The organism is Vibrio tapetis subsp. tapetis, assembly GCF_900233005.1.
Lineage (GTDB): Bacteria > Pseudomonadota > Gammaproteobacteria > Enterobacterales > Vibrionaceae > Vibrio > Vibrio tapetis.
Genome location: NZ_LT960611.1, coordinates 3,104,533 through 3,120,689 on the forward strand (window position 1 = coordinate 3,104,533; position 16,157 = coordinate 3,120,689).

15 protein-coding genes are annotated in these 16,157 nt (G+C 44.9%); 2 read left to right on the forward strand and 13 right to left on the reverse strand.

Annotated features, from left to right (window positions below):
- Positions 1–10 precede the first annotated feature (10 nt).
- The gene (locus tag VTAP4600_RS13860) at positions 11–886 is read left to right on the forward strand and encodes an endonuclease I family protein (protein ID WP_231897806.1); all 876 of its coding nucleotides are present in this window, start codon (positions 11–13) and stop codon (positions 884–886) included.
- A gap of 101 nt (positions 887–987) precedes the next feature.
- Here the strand turns inward: VTAP4600_RS13860 and trpS are convergent, their stop codons facing one another.
- The 12 genes from trpS to pilM form a co-directional block, all read right to left on the reverse strand.
- Positions 988–2,004, reverse strand: a complete 1,017-nt coding sequence (trpS, locus tag VTAP4600_RS13865) for a tryptophan--tRNA ligase (protein WP_102523332.1) — start codon at positions 2,002–2,004, stop codon at positions 988–990.
- A 120-nt stretch (positions 2,005–2,124) separates the two neighbouring features.
- Positions 2,125–2,811, reverse strand: coding sequence for a phosphoglycolate phosphatase (locus VTAP4600_RS13870; RefSeq protein WP_102523333.1), 687 nt, complete (start codon positions 2,809–2,811; stop codon positions 2,125–2,127).
- A 72-nt stretch (positions 2,812–2,883) separates the two neighbouring features.
- A complete protein-coding gene (gene rpe / locus VTAP4600_RS13875; RefSeq protein WP_102523334.1) occupies positions 2,884–3,558 on the reverse strand; it encodes a ribulose-phosphate 3-epimerase in 675 nt (224 codons plus the stop codon).
- Positions 3,559–3,709: 151 nt separating this feature from the next.
- Positions 3,710–4,531 (reverse strand): Dam family site-specific DNA-(adenine-N6)-methyltransferase, encoded by an 822-nt coding sequence (locus VTAP4600_RS13880; RefSeq protein WP_102523335.1) that lies wholly within the window; start codon positions 4,529–4,531, stop codon positions 3,710–3,712.
- A 69-nt stretch (positions 4,532–4,600) separates the two neighbouring features.
- Entirely contained in the window at positions 4,601–6,055 is a 1,455-nt protein-coding gene (locus VTAP4600_RS13885) for an SPOR domain-containing protein (protein WP_102523336.1), read from the reverse strand.
- A gap of 143 nt (positions 6,056–6,198) precedes the next feature.
- Positions 6,199–7,284: a 3-dehydroquinate synthase gene (aroB, locus tag VTAP4600_RS13890; RefSeq protein ID WP_102523337.1), complete on the reverse strand. Its 1,086-nt coding sequence runs from the start codon at positions 7,282–7,284 to the stop codon at positions 6,199–6,201.
- 24 nt (positions 7,285–7,308) lie between these two features.
- A complete protein-coding gene (gene aroK / locus VTAP4600_RS13895; RefSeq protein WP_102523338.1) occupies positions 7,309–7,827 on the reverse strand; it encodes a shikimate kinase AroK in 519 nt (172 codons plus the stop codon).
- Positions 7,828–8,018: 191 nt separating this feature from the next.
- Positions 8,019–9,434 carry a type IV pilus secretin PilQ gene (locus tag VTAP4600_RS13900; protein ID WP_172443122.1) on the reverse strand — a complete coding sequence of 472 codons (1,416 nt, stop codon included), beginning with the start codon at positions 9,432–9,434 and terminating at the stop codon, positions 8,019–8,021.
- A gap of 147 nt (positions 9,435–9,581) precedes the next feature.
- Entirely contained in the window at positions 9,582–10,118 is a 537-nt protein-coding gene (locus VTAP4600_RS13905) for a pilus assembly protein PilP (protein ID WP_102523339.1), read from the reverse strand.
- Positions 10,108–10,695, reverse strand: coding sequence for a type IV pilus inner membrane component PilO (locus tag VTAP4600_RS13910; protein ID WP_102523340.1), 588 nt, complete (start codon positions 10,693–10,695; stop codon positions 10,108–10,110). Before VTAP4600_RS13910 ends, VTAP4600_RS13905 begins: the two co-directional genes overlap by 11 nt.
- Positions 10,670–11,254, reverse strand: coding sequence for a PilN domain-containing protein (locus VTAP4600_RS13915; RefSeq protein WP_102523341.1), 585 nt, complete (start codon positions 11,252–11,254; stop codon positions 10,670–10,672). Before VTAP4600_RS13915 ends, VTAP4600_RS13910 begins: the two co-directional genes overlap by 26 nt.
- A complete protein-coding gene (pilM, locus tag VTAP4600_RS13920) occupies positions 11,247–12,212 on the reverse strand; it encodes a pilus assembly protein PilM (RefSeq protein ID WP_102523342.1) in 966 nt (321 codons plus the stop codon). The genes VTAP4600_RS13915 and pilM overlap by 8 nt, the downstream gene beginning before the upstream one ends.
- A 142-nt stretch (positions 12,213–12,354) precedes the next feature.
- Between pilM and VTAP4600_RS13925 the strand changes: the two genes are divergently transcribed.
- The gene (locus tag VTAP4600_RS13925; RefSeq protein WP_102523343.1) at positions 12,355–14,865 is read left to right on the forward strand and encodes a penicillin-binding protein 1A; all 2,511 of its coding nucleotides are present in this window, start codon (positions 12,355–12,357) and stop codon (positions 14,863–14,865) included.
- 142 nt (positions 14,866–15,007) lie between these two features.
- Here VTAP4600_RS13925 and oxyR read toward each other — a convergent pair whose 3' ends face one another.
- On the reverse strand, positions 15,008–15,931 hold the full coding sequence (oxyR, locus tag VTAP4600_RS13930) for a DNA-binding transcriptional regulator OxyR (RefSeq protein ID WP_102523344.1): 924 nt from the start codon (positions 15,929–15,931) through the stop codon (positions 15,008–15,010).
- Positions 15,932–16,157 lie beyond the last annotated feature (226 nt).

Here is a 16,157-nt window from a genome sequence, read left to right on the forward strand (position 1 = left end):
AGGAAATTTGATGATGAATAAAATAACTATCGCATTGCTTGCTTTGACATCTTTTTCGGTGAATGCCGCTTATATTCAAGCACAAGACCCACATGTTGTTGCTCCCTTAACCAAGATCTGCGAGATCAAAACAGATCCCACACCTCCAGTAGATCCAAGCAACTATTACGCAGGCACCCAGGGTTTAACTGGTTTGGAACTAAAAACCAAACTTAACCAAATAATCTCAGCGAATACAGTCAAACTGCCCTACTCAAGCTCTTCTTTTGATGTCTGGGATGCGTTGGATATTACCGATGAAGACCCAGATAATCCGAATAACGTCATCTTAATGTACACTGGGCGTACACAAGAAAAAAGCCAAAAGTCAGGGCAAGGTAACCTTGGCCAAGACAACTGGAACCGTGAACACAGTTACCCAAAATCTAACGGCGGATTTAATAACAAAGGAGCAGCAGGATATACCGACATCCACCACCTTCGTCCAACAGACGAGTCCATCAACTCAGAACGCGGCAATTTAGAATATGATAATGGCGGAAATTTAACTAACGAATCACCAGAAGCTGGCAATAGAAAAACCGCGACCAGTTTTGAACCTCGTGATGAAGTGAAAGGTGATGTTGCTAGAATGATGTTCTATATGGCAACGCGTTACGAAGGTCACGACGCTAAAACTCCAGATTTAGAGTTGGTTTCCACATTACAAAATAATGGTACGGCTCTGGGTAATGTTTGTACCTTATTGACTTGGCACGCTGCTGATCCGGTTGATAATTTTGAGTCCAAGCGTAACGATAAAATTTTTGGTATTCAAAAAAACCGAAACCCTTATATCGATCACCCTGAATGGGCTGAAGAGATCTTTCGTAGCGACTGCAAATAGCACAATCAGGTTTACGAAGAAAATTGCCATATAAAAAGCCGCATCAATTTTTGATTGATGCGGCTTTAATATTTTTCGGGCTAGAAGTTACCTAGCACAACTTAAGGGCGAGTAACAAAACCTACCGCTTTATATGCTTCTTTAAGCGTAACCGCTGCGCGCTCAGAAGCTTTTTCAGCGCCTTGCTTCATCACTTGATCCATGTAAGCACGGTCGCCGCGAATACGGTGGTATTCAGACTGAATTGGCTCTAGCATTTCAACCAATGCTTGGCCGACATCTTTCTTAAATGGGCCGTACATTTCAACGCCTTGGTATTGCGCTTCGATTTCAGCAAACGTTTTGCCCGTAGCGGCTGAATACAAACCCATTAAGTTAGAGATACCCGCTTTGTTTTCCCAATCGTTGGCAATACGTGGCGGTGTTTCTGCGTCCGTTTGCGCTTTGTTGATCTTCTTGATGATCGATTTTGGATCTTCAAGCAGAGTAATCACGTTCTTGCGATTATCGTCTGACTTAGACATCTTCTTCGTTGCATCTTGCAAGCTCATTACGCGTGCGTTCACTTCCGGGATGTACGGTTCAGGCACAGTGAAGATCGGGCTTTCAGGGCTGTATACGTTGTTAAAACGCTTCGCGATATCACGAGCCAGCTCTAAGTGTTGCTTTTGATCGTTACCGACGGGTACTTGATGCGCGCCATAAAGCAAAATATCAGCAGCCATCAGCACTGGGTAGCCAAATAAGCCCGCGTTCACATCGTTTGCATAACGCGAAGACTTATCTTTAAACTGAGTCATGCGGCTCAGTTCGCCCATTTGGGTATAACAGTTAAGAAGCCAACCAAGCTGAGCATGTTCCGGTACGTGAGACTGAACAAATAGCGTGCTCTTTTTCGGATCAACGCCCACTGCGAGACAGATTGCCAATGCGTCGAGTGTTGCTTCATGCAGCGCTTTTGGGTCTTGACGAACCGTAATGGCGTGTAAATCCACAACACAATATTGGCAATCATAGTCGTCTTGCATCTGGTGCCATTGACGAAGAGCACCCAAGTAGTTACCGATACTTAGTTCACCTGATGGTTGAACACCACTCAATACGATAGGCTTGCTCATGCTTTTGATTCCTTTGACTTCTTTAAATTCAATAAAAACCGCGCAGCTTGATCAACGCGGTTCATCCAGTGTACTCATTCACTAGGATATTACTAGTAGCGCAGCACAACTTTGTTGGCTTTAATCGGCAACAGAAACCACGGCCAATAACTCAGAGATATTATCCGCAACATAATGTGGCTTAGAATCACTGATTGGCTCCCCGTGGTTGTAACCGTAAGTCAGGCCAAACGAATAACACCCGGCATTTTGCGCCGCTAGGATATCGTTTTTAGAGTCCCCAACCATCAGCATTTGCTCTGCGCTAATGCCGTGCTTTTCAAGTAACCAATTCAAGGCCATTGGGTTGGGTTTTTTCTGCTCAAAACAGTCGCCCCCCAATACGTCACAAAATAAATCACTGATACCGTGTTGCGCGAGAATATCAGGTACGAACTTAGATGGCTTATTCGTCACGATCGCCATTTTATAGCCTGCTTTGTGCAATGCATTCAGCGTTTCTACTACGTTAGAATACAAGTGGCTAAGCTTATGACCACTCTGATGATAAAAGTCATCAAAACGAATTCGAGCTGTCGCTAGGAATTCAGGCTCAAAATCAGTACGAGGTTCAATTGCTTGGCTCAGCGCTCTAGCAATCAGCACATCCGCACCATTGCCAACCCAATCACGAACTTGTTCTTCATTAACGGCTGGGTAATCTAAACTGCGAACGGCTTGATCGACGGCCAGTGCTAAATCAGGAACACTGTCGAGTAATGTTCCGTCTAAATCGAATGCGATAAGTTTGATTGAATCTAATGACATGTTTTTAATCCCTAATAAAAAAGCGAGTAATCCACTAGGATTACTCGCTTCAATCATACTTAAAATGAACGATTAACGCTCGACTTTTGCAAGCTCCGCACGCATTTCATCGATCACTGCTTTGTAGTCAGGCTGGCTGAAAATAGCCGAACCAGCAACAAACATATCAGCGCCCGCTTCCGCGATTTCACGGATGTTATCCACTTTAACGCCGCCATCAATTTCGATACGAATATCACGACCAGAGGCATCAACACGTTTACGCACTTCACGTAGTTTATCTAGCGTGTTCGGGATGAATGACTGACCACCAAAACCTGGGTTAACAGACATCAGCAAAATCATGTCTACTTTGTCCATGATGTAATCTAGGTAATGAAGTGGCGTTGCTGGGTTAAATACCACGCCCGCCTGACAGCCACACTCTTTGATAAGCTGCATGGTGCGATCTAAATGCTCAGTCGCTTCTGCGTGAACCGTAATCATTGTTGCACCCGCTTTAGCAAAATCAGGGATGATGCGGTCAACAGGTTTCACCATTAGATGAACATCGATAGGCGCTGTGATGCCGTAATCACGCAACGCTTTACAAATCGGCGCACCGAAAGTCAGGTTTGGAACATAATGGTTATCCATCACGTCGAAATGCACGACGTCTGCGCCCGCTGCGAATACTTTTTCTACGTCTTCACCCAAACGAGCGAAATCTGCGGATAGAATTGATGGAGCGATCAAAAAGTCTTTCATGCCTGACCTCAAAAAAAGGGAGTTATCGAGTAAATTTCGGGCGCAATTCTACCTAAGCAATCGGTTAAATCCTAGCGATTGTTCAGTTTAGACTCTCAGAAGTACGAATTAGTCGTTTTAGGATAGAGAATTGATGAGCGAGAATGGAGCACTATTCTTTCAAGTGATACAGGGCGAGTAACTCATCCACTTTGTTTCTACCGCCACCATTTCGGCTAATAGTACGTTTCACTTTCACGACATTTAACTCAGCACCGTGATATAAACGGCGAGTTAATGTGGTGTCGTGGTTTGAAAGCAATACGGGGATACCACGCTCAAAAGCCGTTTTCTCAGCAACATCAGCCAGCGCAGCCTGATCATCAAGAGAGAACCCGTTACCCGCATAAGAAGTGAAATTTGCCGTGGACGAAAGCGGTGCATAAGGAGGATCGCAGTACACGACAGCCCCTTTCCGAGCTCGACTGAATGTCTCTGAATAGCCTTCACACACAAAGGTGGCTTTCTTGGCTTTCTCAGCAAAGAAAATCAGCTCTTTTTCAGGGAAGTACGGCTTTTTATACGAACCGAAAGGCACGTTAAACCCGCCTTTCTTGTTATAACGGCACAAGCCATTAAAACCAAAACGGTTCATATACAAGAACGCCAGTGAGCGATAAAAAGTATCATCGGTTGCATTAAATTGAACTCGTACGTCCAAATACACTTCTTTACGATTATATTCTGGTGTGAAGAAACGTTTTGCTTCTTCAATATAACGCTCTGGTTCTTGCTTTAGAAGATTATAGAGATTGATGAGATCTGGATTGATGTCGGCCAGTAAGTATTGCTCATAGTCTGTATTTAAAAATACGGAGCCTGCACCAACAAATGGTTCGATCAGTTTTCTTGCAGGCGGCAGGTGACGTTGGATATCTTCCACCAAGCCATATTTACCACCAGCCCACTTTAAAAAAGCGCGTTGCTTCTTCATCTACTGCTCAACCCAACAACTCAAAAATACGGTTGCGGAATGTAACATATTTCGCGACAAAGCTCAGCGTTATTTGCCACGTAATATCTCTCTTTGAACCTGATTTAACGATTTAGCCCAAGGGCCAACCGCTTGAAGTTCAGTAGAAAGAGAATTAACCGCGTCACGAGCTTTTTGAATACTGTCGTAGTCTTGATAAGTGATAATGAACCACTCGACTTCATTCCGAACCGTTGGGTAGATTCTAACTTGGCCATTGAGTTGATGAAGATTAATAAATGCTTGAGCTTCTTGTTTAGAAGTCATGGCGGCAAGTTGCAATGTGTATGCCCTTGGTGACAAGGCTTCGAGCTCATCTCTTGCGTAAGAGAAAGTAATGCGGTTTTGCTCTTTGGCTGCTGGCTTAGTGTCCGCGACGACGTCATCGATAACCGTAACACTTGCGGGAGGATCGCGATCTGCCATCAGTGCATCAACCACATCCGATGGCACAATCACGCGCTTCTCATCATCCACTAACTGCCCACCAACCGTGGCGGTTTCGGACATCACCGTAGGAGGCAGCGCCATGGCGTCAGCTTCAACTTCGGTGCCATTTCGCCTATCGCCATCTGAAGGGATTCGCACCGTTTCAGTGCTGTTTGCACCAGACACATTATTCGCGTCCAGAGCCATTTGAGAGTCTTGATTTGAACTGCTTTGCTCTACCATTACTTTTGAAGAGTCGAGTTCTGGCGTCTCTTGAGAAAAGAACCACCAATACCCCCCAGCAATAAGCAGAAACAAGACTAATACCAGCGCGGCAATACGCGCGGGAGACTCAATAACAGAGCGGATAATGATCCTTTTTTCCACTTTTTTAGCCCCTAATGCAATCAGTCCACCCGGCAAACGTTGACACTTTTTCGCTTGCTTACGAATCTTTTGTTTTCCTTCCAGAGTTTGAGCATAGCGTACGACGAGCAACTCGGTAAACTCTTCCGCTTCTTGTTCGGTAAATGTTTCTATTTCAAAATCAACCGGTTTGGTTTCTTGACCATAACCGATACGAGCCAATATATGTTCAAGGCTGTCACCTTCAGAAAACAGCACGACGTTAACCGACCACTTAGGGTGATTTTGCGCTTCAACCACTAGCATCCATAATTCTGCTAACAGATCCTCTGTGAGCATTTGGGCATCATCCACCACAAACACGACATCACAAGGCTCGTCTCCCACTAATAAACCAAAGCTGTCTAATACCGAGTCACTTTCGTTAAACATGGCGTCAGAAACCAGCTGATTAAGCATCATGGCACGTTGCTGTGCATCCGTTTGAGAAGGGTAACAAAGCAATAAAGATTGGTTTTTTTCCGTCGCCCATGCTTCGAGGTAACGTTGAGCAAGCCAAGTTTTACCTGAACCTTTCGCCCCACTGATATTGATAAGGTTTGAACCAAAACGAGTTAGAAGCTGCAACCTGTCGAGCAACTCTATTTGAGACGCAATTTCTAATACTCGCATTTCATGTGCAAAACTCATCAAGACCACCTTAAGGCTGATAAATAAAGGGGCAAATAAACAAAAATCACGACATAAAGCCGTGATTTCATACTTAAACGCTAATCAATGATTGCGGCGATTTACTAAGGACTAGCTAAAACCGCGACTCGCAAACATGGCTGCTAAATTTCACGACAAAATTCAATAGCCTGCTCAATAACTTGATTAGGAACGTCCGACACCACTTCTGATGTGCCGATCCCGGTCGGTAATACTAAACGCAATTTACCTGACAACACTTTTTTATCACGCATCATGTGTTTAATAAAGTCATCAAAACTCATGGTGTTAGGTGTATGGACTGGTAGTTTGGCTTTTTTAAGTATAGTGAGGATTCGCTCGAATTGCTGCTCGTCAATTAAACCCAATAACTCAGCGGTTTTCGCAGCCATTGCAGTGCCTGATGACACGGCTTCACCATGTAACCAAACGCCGTAACCCATTTCAGCTTCAATTGCGTGACCAAAGGTATGGCCTAAGTTGAGCAGAGCACGAATACCGGACTCTTTTTCATCTTGAGCCACAACATCCGCTTTAATTTGACAACATCGAGCAATCGCATAGCTCAATGTCTGGGGGTCTAGCTCGTACAGAGAAGCCATGTTCTCTTCAAGCCAAACAAAGAAGTCTTGATCGTAGATAATACCGTACTTAATCACTTCAGCAACGCCCGCCGCGAACTCTCGTTCAGGTAAAGTCGTTAAGCACTGTGTATCAATAAGTACTGATTTTGGCTGATAGAAAGCCCCGATCATGTTTTTACCCAGCGGATGATTAACCGCTGTTTTTCCACCGACAGAAGAGTCTACTTGAGACAAGAGTGTCGTTGGAACTTGAATAAAATCTACACCACGTTGGAAGCTAGCAGCAGCAAAACCGACGATATCGCCAATTACACCTCCACCCAATGCAACCAAGGTAACGTCGCGACCATACGTGCCTTCCAATAAGAAAGACATAATGGTGTTAAACGTATCAAGTGTTTTGTATTGCTCACCGTCTGGCAATTCAAGTAGCGCGGCTTCATGGCCTTGCTGCTCAAGCTGACGAATAACAGTAGATGCATACAAAGGAGCCACTGTGACATTACTCACCACAACGACTTTTTTCGACGCTATATGACAAAAGTACGCCGAGTCATTAAATAACCCGGCGCCAATAGAAATTGGGTAGCTACGCTCACCAAGTTCAACCGTAATCCGTTCCATGGGTTTGCTCTCCGAAAAATGAACTTAACGTTCTTCTAGCATTTTTACGATTTGGTTGGCTACTACTTTTGCACTTTGATCGTCAGTACGCACAACGTAATCCGCAACTTCTTCATACAAAGTGTTGCGCTCGCCTGCTAGATTTTCTAGCACATCGCGAGGGTTGTCCGTTTGCAGCAATGGACGCTTTTTATCGCGGTTGGTGCGTGCAAGTTGTTTTTCGATAGTCGTTTCTAGGTAAACAACAATGCCGCGCGCCGAAAGGCGATTACGGTTTTCTTTGCTCTTCACCGAGCCACCACCGGTTGCCAGAACAATACCTTGTTGTTCTGTCAGATCGTTAATGACCATCTCTTCGCGTACACGGAATCCGTCTTCGCCTTCTACATCAAACACCCAAGCAATGTCGGCGCCAGTGCGCTCTTCAATGACTGTGTCAGAATCAACAAACTCCATATGGAGTTGTTGAGCTAGGTGTCTACCAATTGTACTTTTGCCAGCCCCCATAGGGCCCACAAGGAAAATATTTCGTTTCTCAGCCATGTTCAGCAGTATATTACAACGTTAATTCAATGACATTGCCTCAAGGTAAGCCAATTTTTGATTGGTTATATCACCCTCGAAACACCGATTCCTCACAGATAATTCGTGATCAGACCCGAAATTATCTCAATTAAGGCACCTGTTTTGCAACTTTATTTTTCATTCATTTTAATTAGTTTGTTTTCATAGACCTATTGAAGCACGACTTTCGGGGTAATAAAGATGAGTAATTCGCTTTTTCCTAAGTTTTCATAACTGCGTCTAAACAGCGCGCCAAGGTAGGGAATGTCGCCCAACAAGGGCACTTTATCCACGCTATTAGTGACACTTTGCTGATAAATTCCACCGAGTACCACGGTCTCACCGTTGCTCACTAAAACCTGAGTTCCAATCCGTTGTGTTTCTATGGCTACTGCTTCACCATCCCCCGTTTTTACTACCTTACCCGGTCGATCTTGAGTCACACTTAAATCCAAAACCAATCGATTATCAGGCGTAATTTGAGGCGTCACTTTTAAACTCAGGACCGCTTTTTTGAACGAGATAGAGGTGGCACCACTCGAAGAGGCTTCTAGGTAAGGAATTTCGGTTCCTTGTTCAATATAAGCAGGTTGTTTGTTGGTGGTGATTAATCGTGGGCTAGAAATAATTTCGGCTTTGTTTTCGGTTTGCAATGCAGACAATTCAAGATCAAGTAAGGTATCTGAGCCCAATTTAGCCACCTGAAATGCAATACTGGCTGCATTTGGGTTGGTAGCGGCTAAATTTACGCTAAGAAAGTCATCAATTTCTACCGAGCTTTTTCCATCACCTTTGCCATCTTTACTGTCTCCCCCTGCATCGTACAATCCGGCCACGGCTAAATTACTTTCTATTGAGCCACCAGCAGAAAAATGACCATTGGTAGAAGAAAAACCCCAACGTACCCCTAACTCTTCTAATTCGCCTTCCGAGACCGTCACGATTCGCGCTTCAATTTGAACCTGCTTTACCGGAACATCAAGCACACTGATGATGCTCTCTATTGCAGTAATATTGTCGGCTACATCGCGGATCAACAATGCATTAGTTCGCTCATCAATGGTAATCGCCCCTCGACTTGAAAGCATCGAGACTTCGCCTTCTCCTTGAATCATGTCGGCCACATCGGACGCCTTGGCGTAATTAATTTTGAGGATTTTGGAAGTAAGAAGCTGTAACCCTTGAGCCAGTTTGGCTTGCTCTAATCGTTGTTGTTCTCGTGCTTCAAATTCGGCTTTAGGGGCAACAAGAATGACATTGCCCTCAATACGCTTATCTAAGCCTTTTACTTTGAGAATGATGTCCAACACTTGTTGCCAAGGCACATCGTCCACTTTCAAGGTGAGGTTGCCGCTTACGGCGTCCGAGGTAACCAAATTGAAACCGTTATAGTCTGCGATGAGCTGCAAAACGTTTCGCACCGGAATATCTTGGAAATTAATCGACATTAACTTAGCGGGTTTGCCGTCATCGGTTCTAAAATTCACACCGTCAGCTTCGTTACCAACCACGGAAGGGCTAACGGTGAGGCTCAAAATAATCAACCATAGCCAATTAAACGTTACGTACTTCGTAACTTGTGTCATTACTCAATCCTTTTATTTAAACCCATTCCGTTATCCATGTCTGGATGCATAGAGGCTTTGTCTTCTAGACTCTGTCTTCTAGGCTCTGTTTTCGAACTTAGTGCCTTTTTTATTACTGTTTTTAATGCTGCTTTTTAATTACTTGGCTCATCGCTTTCTGGCCGAGTTCATCGATAATTTCGTTTGCCGTTTCTGCCAACACCCCAGCCCATCGGGCAAGACTTCTTGAACCAACACATATTGATTGGTGACTTCGACGACCTTGCCATTATTACGCCCAATATAATTCCCCTTAGTCACCTTACTCATAATTCCTGTCGGTAAATGAATGATGCCCGACAAGCGCCCTCCACTGCCCATGACGCCGTTGAGCCTTAGCTGTTCCAATGGATATTGTTCTAATTTAGAACGTTTACTGCGAGCCTTAGGCTGCCAACAATCTAGGCTTTCATGCGGTTTAACCGCGGCCTTAGCCACTTCTGGTAATACAAAAGGTTCCCGCTTTATCCCCGCATCAAATTGAATCGCTTTGAAGGCATGGACTTGCTTGAGATCGCTCACATGCGCTTTGGCATTCAAACGAGATTGAGCAATGAAGACATCAATGGGTTCCGACTCCACCTGACAACCTACCAACAGCCACACTCCAACCACTACGATGATCCCTTTCTGCTTACTTCGCATCGGTAACCTCAGGTTTGAATTGGTAGGTGTAGGCTCGAACTCGAAAGTGTAAGGTACTGCTTTCTTGACTTACTCGCTGCCAGTCTACGTCTTCAAAGTTAATCACCCGTGGTAAAGCCGCAATCGACTCAACAAAGCGGCCTATATCGCCATAGTCTCCAGTGAGCTCGATATTCAACGGCAATTTATACAAATAGGATTGGTTGATTTTTTGTCCCCAATCAATCCGTGTAAAAGTTAAGTCGTGCTTGATGCCTTGCTCATTCACTGCCGCCAATAAGCTGGCTAATTCTTTTTGTTCTGGCAGTTGTTTCAAAAGGAACTCATAACGGCGATTAAGCTCTTCAAGCTGCTTGGTCAATTTAGGCACAGCGGTAACTCGATGAGTTTTCGCCACCAATTGGGTTTTTAGCACCTGTTCTTGGGAAATCAAACGTGTGAGTTCGTCGTTTTCTGGCGTTAAATAAAACCAACTGCCCGCACCTTGAATGATCACAGCGATGAGGGCTAACACAACCATTTGGGGTAAGCGAGGCCATTCAGGTAGATCTTCAAAGTCCAGATCTTGCCAATTCATCTGATCCCTCCTTCGGAGTACTTAGCAGTACAAATGACACCTTAAATGTTTTGAATATTTGCCCGAACAACGCTTTACCAGACACTATTGAATGTATTTCCACCTCTTCGACTGCGCCTGAACGCTCAAACCTATCTAACATGGTTGCCAGATCGGCGGTGCTATCACTGATGCCGTTGATTTCAACCAGTCGCCCATTCATATCTATTTTATCGACGTAGACCCCTTCGGGAATCAAGGTCGGCAACAGGTTCATAAATTGCGTTACCTTGTTTCGACTATGCTGAAGTGTTTCAACGGAATCCAACCGAGTAACAATGCTTTTATGGTTCGACTTCGCTTTGTCTAGCGTACGAATCTGTTGATCTAAATAGTGAATATGCGCTTTTATTTCGGCGTGACGGGCCAACTGAATGGATTGTTGCTTAATAAGAAAATAGCCCGCTAACCATTGAACTAGAATCGAAATCGCTACCACAAAAATCAGAGCAAAAAAGAAACGCTGCCGATATTGCTCCCTGCGATATTCACGCCACGGCATGAAGTTGATGCTAGTCATCTCGGCGCTCCTTTAACCAAGCTAAACCCGTTATCGCCAGCCCTAACGCCGTACTATAACCAATATTTTCATCACGATGGCGGTGATCACTCACCTGATGCTTACGGCTTTGTTTCACGGTGTTTGTAACTAAAGATAAAGATGAAAGGACAGCCACCGCCACCTGGCAGTGTGCTTTCAAGTATTCAACCAAGTCGGGGGAATTCGCTCCTCCCCCGCTCAACCAAATCCCTTCAATTGATTTATCGCCATGCACTGAGTTATGCAAGGTGATTTGCCGTTTAATATTGTCGGTTAATACCGTCATCACTTGCTTCTCGCGCCCCAAACCCGCTTGGATCTGTTTCATGCCGCATGGAATGTCCTTGAAAAACCCGCCTTCACGAGAAAGAGCATGAAATAAAGCGGTATGTTGATGACCAATATCAACCAACATCCAATGCGCTTTATCCGCATGCCTTTGGACAGCCAGCCGCCAGAGACTGCTCATCACATTACTGTGGATATCCAACGTTACTGCCTTAAGTCCCGATTTTTTAAAGGCCAATAATCGACCTTCCACGACTTCTTTTCGTGCTGCATAGGCCTGATACGTTATCGTGCTATTGCCGGCTGGCTGGGCTGACTCAAAAAGAGAAAAATCAAAAGCTTGACCTATTGCGAACTCTAACTCTCTTCCTTCTAAGCCTTGGGCAACTTGAACCATTTTGCTGTTCACGGCACCATCTGGTATCGCCGCGGCTATATTTCGGTAGCGCCAAGGTAACTTACGTTTAAGTTCTGCCAATTTCTTAACAATGCTCTGATGATCAAGTGTGTGGTTATCGGCAAAAATACCCTCAGGCATCAACAGCTCATGGAAGTGCATCAGCTCCAGTTGCTCTTTTGACTCTCGCAGCACCACCGCTTTCATACTGTAGTGCCCGATATCAATCCCTGTAACTAAGACTTTCCCCATGACGACGTTGCCCTTAAATCAGTGGTACAATTACGACTAATGACGATACTTAGAAAAAAACATAGCCGAACCATGTGGTTACTTTGTATCCTAGTCTAAAATGTTTTGTTATATATCAGCCTAATCAATCAGGGATTATTCGGTGAAACTCATAAAGAATTTATTAATATTTTCATTGGTTTGCATAATTTTGGGAGTCGGTACAATTATTGGCTTCTATTATTACGTGAAGCCTGAATTACCGGATGTTGCCACGCTACGTGATGTGCAACTTCAAACACCGATGCAGGTTTACAGCCAAGATGGCAAATTAATCGCCCATTTTGGTGAGAAACGTCGAATCCCGGTGAAATATGAAGATATCCCGCAACACCTCATTGAAGCCCTTATCGCAACCGAAGACAGCCGCTTTTATGATCACCCAGGCATAGACCCTATTGGTATTACTCGTGCCGCCTTGGTTGTCGCTATGTCAGGTTCGGCAAAACAAGGGGCGAGTACCATTACTCAGCAATTAGCTCGTAACTTTTTCTTATCCAATGAGAAAAAGATAATGAGGAAAATCAAAGAGATTTTTATTGCCATCCATATCGAACAGCTTCTCAGTAAAGAAGAGATCATGGAGCTGTACGTTAATAAAATTTTCTTAGGGCATCGTTCTTACGGTTTCGGCGCGGCGGCTCGTGTGTATTTTGGTAAAGATTTACCCGATTTAACGCTCAGTGAACAAGCAACCTTAGCTGGCATGCCAAAAGCGCCTTCTACGATGAACCCTATTTATTCGGTCAAACGCGCGACTCATCGTCGTAACGTTGTTTTGATGAGAATGTTGGATGAGCAGTACATTACCCAAGAGGAATATGATCAAGCCCGAGCCGAAGACATCGTCTCTCGTTACCATGGTGCTGAAATTGAACTCAGTGCCCCTTACGTTGCTGAGCTTGCACGAGCTTGGATGGTTGAACGATATGGAGAAGAGGCTTACACCTCTGGCATGCGTATCTACACAACGATTAAATCTGACTTACAATCATCCGCCAACGATGCCGCTATCAACAATCTATTAAATTACGACGAACGACACGGCTACCGTGGTGAAGAACGTGTTTTATGGAAAGACGGTGAAGCGAATTGGGACGAAGAAACCATCGTGAAGCACCTTAAGAAGGTACCAACTTATGGCGAAATAACGCCTGCGGTTGTGCTCAACGTCACCAACAAGAGCGCCGATGTTTACATAAAAAATGAAGGCTATGTCACGCTAGAGTGGGATGGCATAAAATGGGCTCGCCGTTTCATTACCGATAAAAAACAAGGTTCGGCTCCAAAAAGTGCAGCAGAAGTCATCGCTGCAGGTGAGCAAATTTGGGTTCGCCAAGTGCCTTCACCCGCAACGGATGAAGAGTTAGAGCAACAAACTACCTGGAAGTTAAGCCAAGTCCCGGTAGCCAATACCGCTTTCATTGCGATGAACCCTGAAAATGGCGCGGTCATGTCTTTGGTCGGTGGCTTTAACTTTGTTCACAGTAAGTTTAACCGTGCGACTCAATCTGTTCGTCAGGTGGGGTCGAGTATTAAGCCGTTCATCTACTCTGCTGCTATCGATAATGGCCTAACCCTCGCGAGCCTGATTAACGACGCCCCTATTAACCAGTGGGATAAAAGCCAAGGTACAGCATGGAGACCTAAAAACTCTCCTCCGACTTACGTCGGCCCAACACGTTTACGTATTGGCTTAGCGCAATCGAAGAACGTCATGGCCGTTCGCGTTTTACGCCAAGTCGGTTTGGATAAAACACGAGAATATTTAACTCGCTTTGGTTTTGATATCAACCAAGTACCTCGTTCTGAAACCATCGCTCTTGGTGCTGGCAGTTTAACACCAATGAAAATGGCTCAAGGATACTCAGTATTTGCTAACGGCGGTTACTACGTAGAGCCTTTCTATATTGAGCGTGTTGAAAGCCCATTTGGTGAGCTAGAGTTTGAAGCTTCTCCAAAAGTGATATGTCATGACGATTGCCAATCACCGACAACGGATAATCAATTCGACGAGCAAGATGTCGAAACTGAAACACAATATGCTCCTCAGGTTATCTCTGAGCAAACCGCATTCCTGGTTCGTGAAATGATGTACAGCAACGTATGGGGCGGAGGTAACTGGCGTCACAAAACGGGTTGGAATGGCACAGGCTGGCGCGCACAGAAACTAGGCCGTCGTGATATCGGAGGTAAAACCGGTACAACCAATGACTCGAAAGATGCCTGGTACAACGGTTACGCCCCTGGAATGGTCGCTATTTCTTGGGTAGGTTTTGATACTCATAATCGTAACTTAGGCCGTACCACTAAAAATTCGAACCTAGGTAAAGAGCAAATAACAGGCGCTGAAGCCGGTGCAAAAACAGCGCAACCAGCGTGGGTTGATTTCATGCGTGTTGCATTGGAAAACGTACCAGCCCAACGCAAGCAAGTACCCGCTAACATCGTTCGCGCTCGTATTGATCTAGAAACTGGATTGCTAACGCACAAAAGTGATGAAAGCACCATGTTCGAATATTTCCTACGTGGCACCGAGCCTACAGAGTACGTGAAGAAAACAATGACCGATACGATCTACAATTCCGGCGATGAGGGTGAGGAGTTGTTTTAACGATGAAGTACTAAAGCGGTCGCAAGCTCCCTACTAAAAGCTAGACCGCTTCGCTTCGAGTAAGAGCAAGAGCTAAACGTTCTAATTTAGCCCCTTGCTCTTCTATTCTCTTTTCTCTTCTCTTCTTATTACTTAGCTTTTATTACCTAGCTTTTAGTACTTCGCCCTTAGCACTTCGCCCCCCCCCCACCACTTCACTAATACACTTCGCCAATTGCTCAAAGCGATGTCTTAACGGTGAACCTGGGCGGTATGCCAATACAATTTGGCGGCTTGGTTTAGGCTCTGTTGCGTGTAAATAGCACACACCATCTCGTTCTTTATCTTGGGGAACGGATAACTCTGGCAATAACGTAATGCCGCCACCAGCGGCGACCATATTACGCAGCGTCTCTAAACTGGTAGCTTTAAAACGCTCATCATCTTTTGCTCCTGCGGCAAAGCAGTAACCTAATGCTTGATCTCTCAGGCAGTGCCCATCACCCAGTGAAAGCACCGTTTTTCCGTTTAGCTCTAGCATTTCAATCTCATCGAGTTTCGCCCACTCATGCTCACAAGGCACGGCCAATCGAAGAGGCTCGTCATACAAGAGAAGTTCTTTAAACGGCTCTGTTTCTTTAACCGCCGCCAATACGAGGCAATCTAACTGCCCTTCGGCCAATTGACGCACCAACTGATGTGTTTGCGCTTCATAAAGATAAAGTTCTAAGTCAGGAAAACGAGACTTAAGCTCTGGCACAATCTTTGGCATTAAGTATGGCCCGACCGTAGGAATAAACCCCACATGCAGTGGCCCACACATCTCATTGCCTTGCAGGCTAGCCAGTTCTTTAAAGCTTTTAACTTCCGCCAAAATGCGCTTCGCTTGATCGACTAACTGCAATCCCGCTTGAGTAAACAACACCCGACGACTACTGCGCTCAGTCAGCACCACATCCAACTCTTCTTCAAGCTTCTTTATTTGCCCACTTAACGTTGGCTGACTCACAAAACACGCTTCAGCAGCTTTGCGAAAATGCTGATGCTCCGCCAATGCAACCAAATATTCCAAGTCCCGAATGTTCATTACTCCCCCTTACCAATCAAGAATCCACCACTTCCAATACTTACCTCTTAGTACCTAGCTTTTAGCACCTAGCCTTTAGTACTTAGCTTTTAGTACTTAGCTTTTAGTACTTAGCTTTTAGCACTTCAATAGCCAGAACCTATCAAAACGATAACACCAAACGATTAGAGCTATCAAACGTTTTATTGAATAATAGCTTCATCGAAACAAAACGGGCTGAAGCAAT

Coding starts and splice junctions, on each gene's coding strand:
- VTAP4600_RS13860 (WP_231897806.1), top strand. CDS start 11: ATGATGAATAAAATAACTATCGCATTGCTTGCTTTGACATCTTTTTCG.
- trpS (WP_102523332.1), bottom strand. CDS start 2,004: ATGAGCAAGCCTATCGTATTGAGTGGTGTTCAACCATCAGGTGAACTA.
- VTAP4600_RS13870 (WP_102523333.1), bottom strand. CDS start 2,811: ATGTCATTAGATTCAATCAAACTTATCGCATTCGATTTAGACGGAACA.
- rpe (WP_102523334.1), bottom strand. CDS start 3,558: ATGAAAGACTTTTTGATCGCTCCATCAATTCTATCCGCAGATTTCGCT.
- VTAP4600_RS13880 (WP_102523335.1), bottom strand. CDS start 4,531: ATGAAGAAGCAACGCGCTTTTTTAAAGTGGGCTGGTGGTAAATATGGC.
- VTAP4600_RS13885 (WP_102523336.1), bottom strand. CDS start 6,055: ATGAGTTTTGCACATGAAATGCGAGTATTAGAAATTGCGTCTCAAATA.
- aroB (WP_102523337.1), bottom strand. CDS start 7,284: ATGGAACGGATTACGGTTGAACTTGGTGAGCGTAGCTACCCAATTTCT.
- aroK (WP_102523338.1), bottom strand. CDS start 7,827: ATGGCTGAGAAACGAAATATTTTCCTTGTGGGCCCTATGGGGGCTGGC.
- VTAP4600_RS13900 (WP_172443122.1), bottom strand. CDS start 9,434: ATGACACAAGTTACGAAGTACGTAACGTTTAATTGGCTATGGTTGATT.
- VTAP4600_RS13905 (WP_102523339.1), bottom strand. CDS start 10,118: ATGCGAAGTAAGCAGAAAGGGATCATCGTAGTGGTTGGAGTGTGGCTG.
- VTAP4600_RS13910 (WP_102523340.1), bottom strand. CDS start 10,695: ATGAATTGGCAAGATCTGGACTTTGAAGATCTACCTGAATGGCCTCGC.
- VTAP4600_RS13915 (WP_102523341.1), bottom strand. CDS start 11,254: ATGACTAGCATCAACTTCATGCCGTGGCGTGAATATCGCAGGGAGCAA.
- pilM (WP_102523342.1), bottom strand. CDS start 12,212: ATGGGGAAAGTCTTAGTTACAGGGATTGATATCGGGCACTACAGTATG.
- oxyR (WP_102523344.1), bottom strand. CDS start 15,931: ATGAACATTCGGGACTTGGAATATTTGGTTGCATTGGCGGAGCATCAG.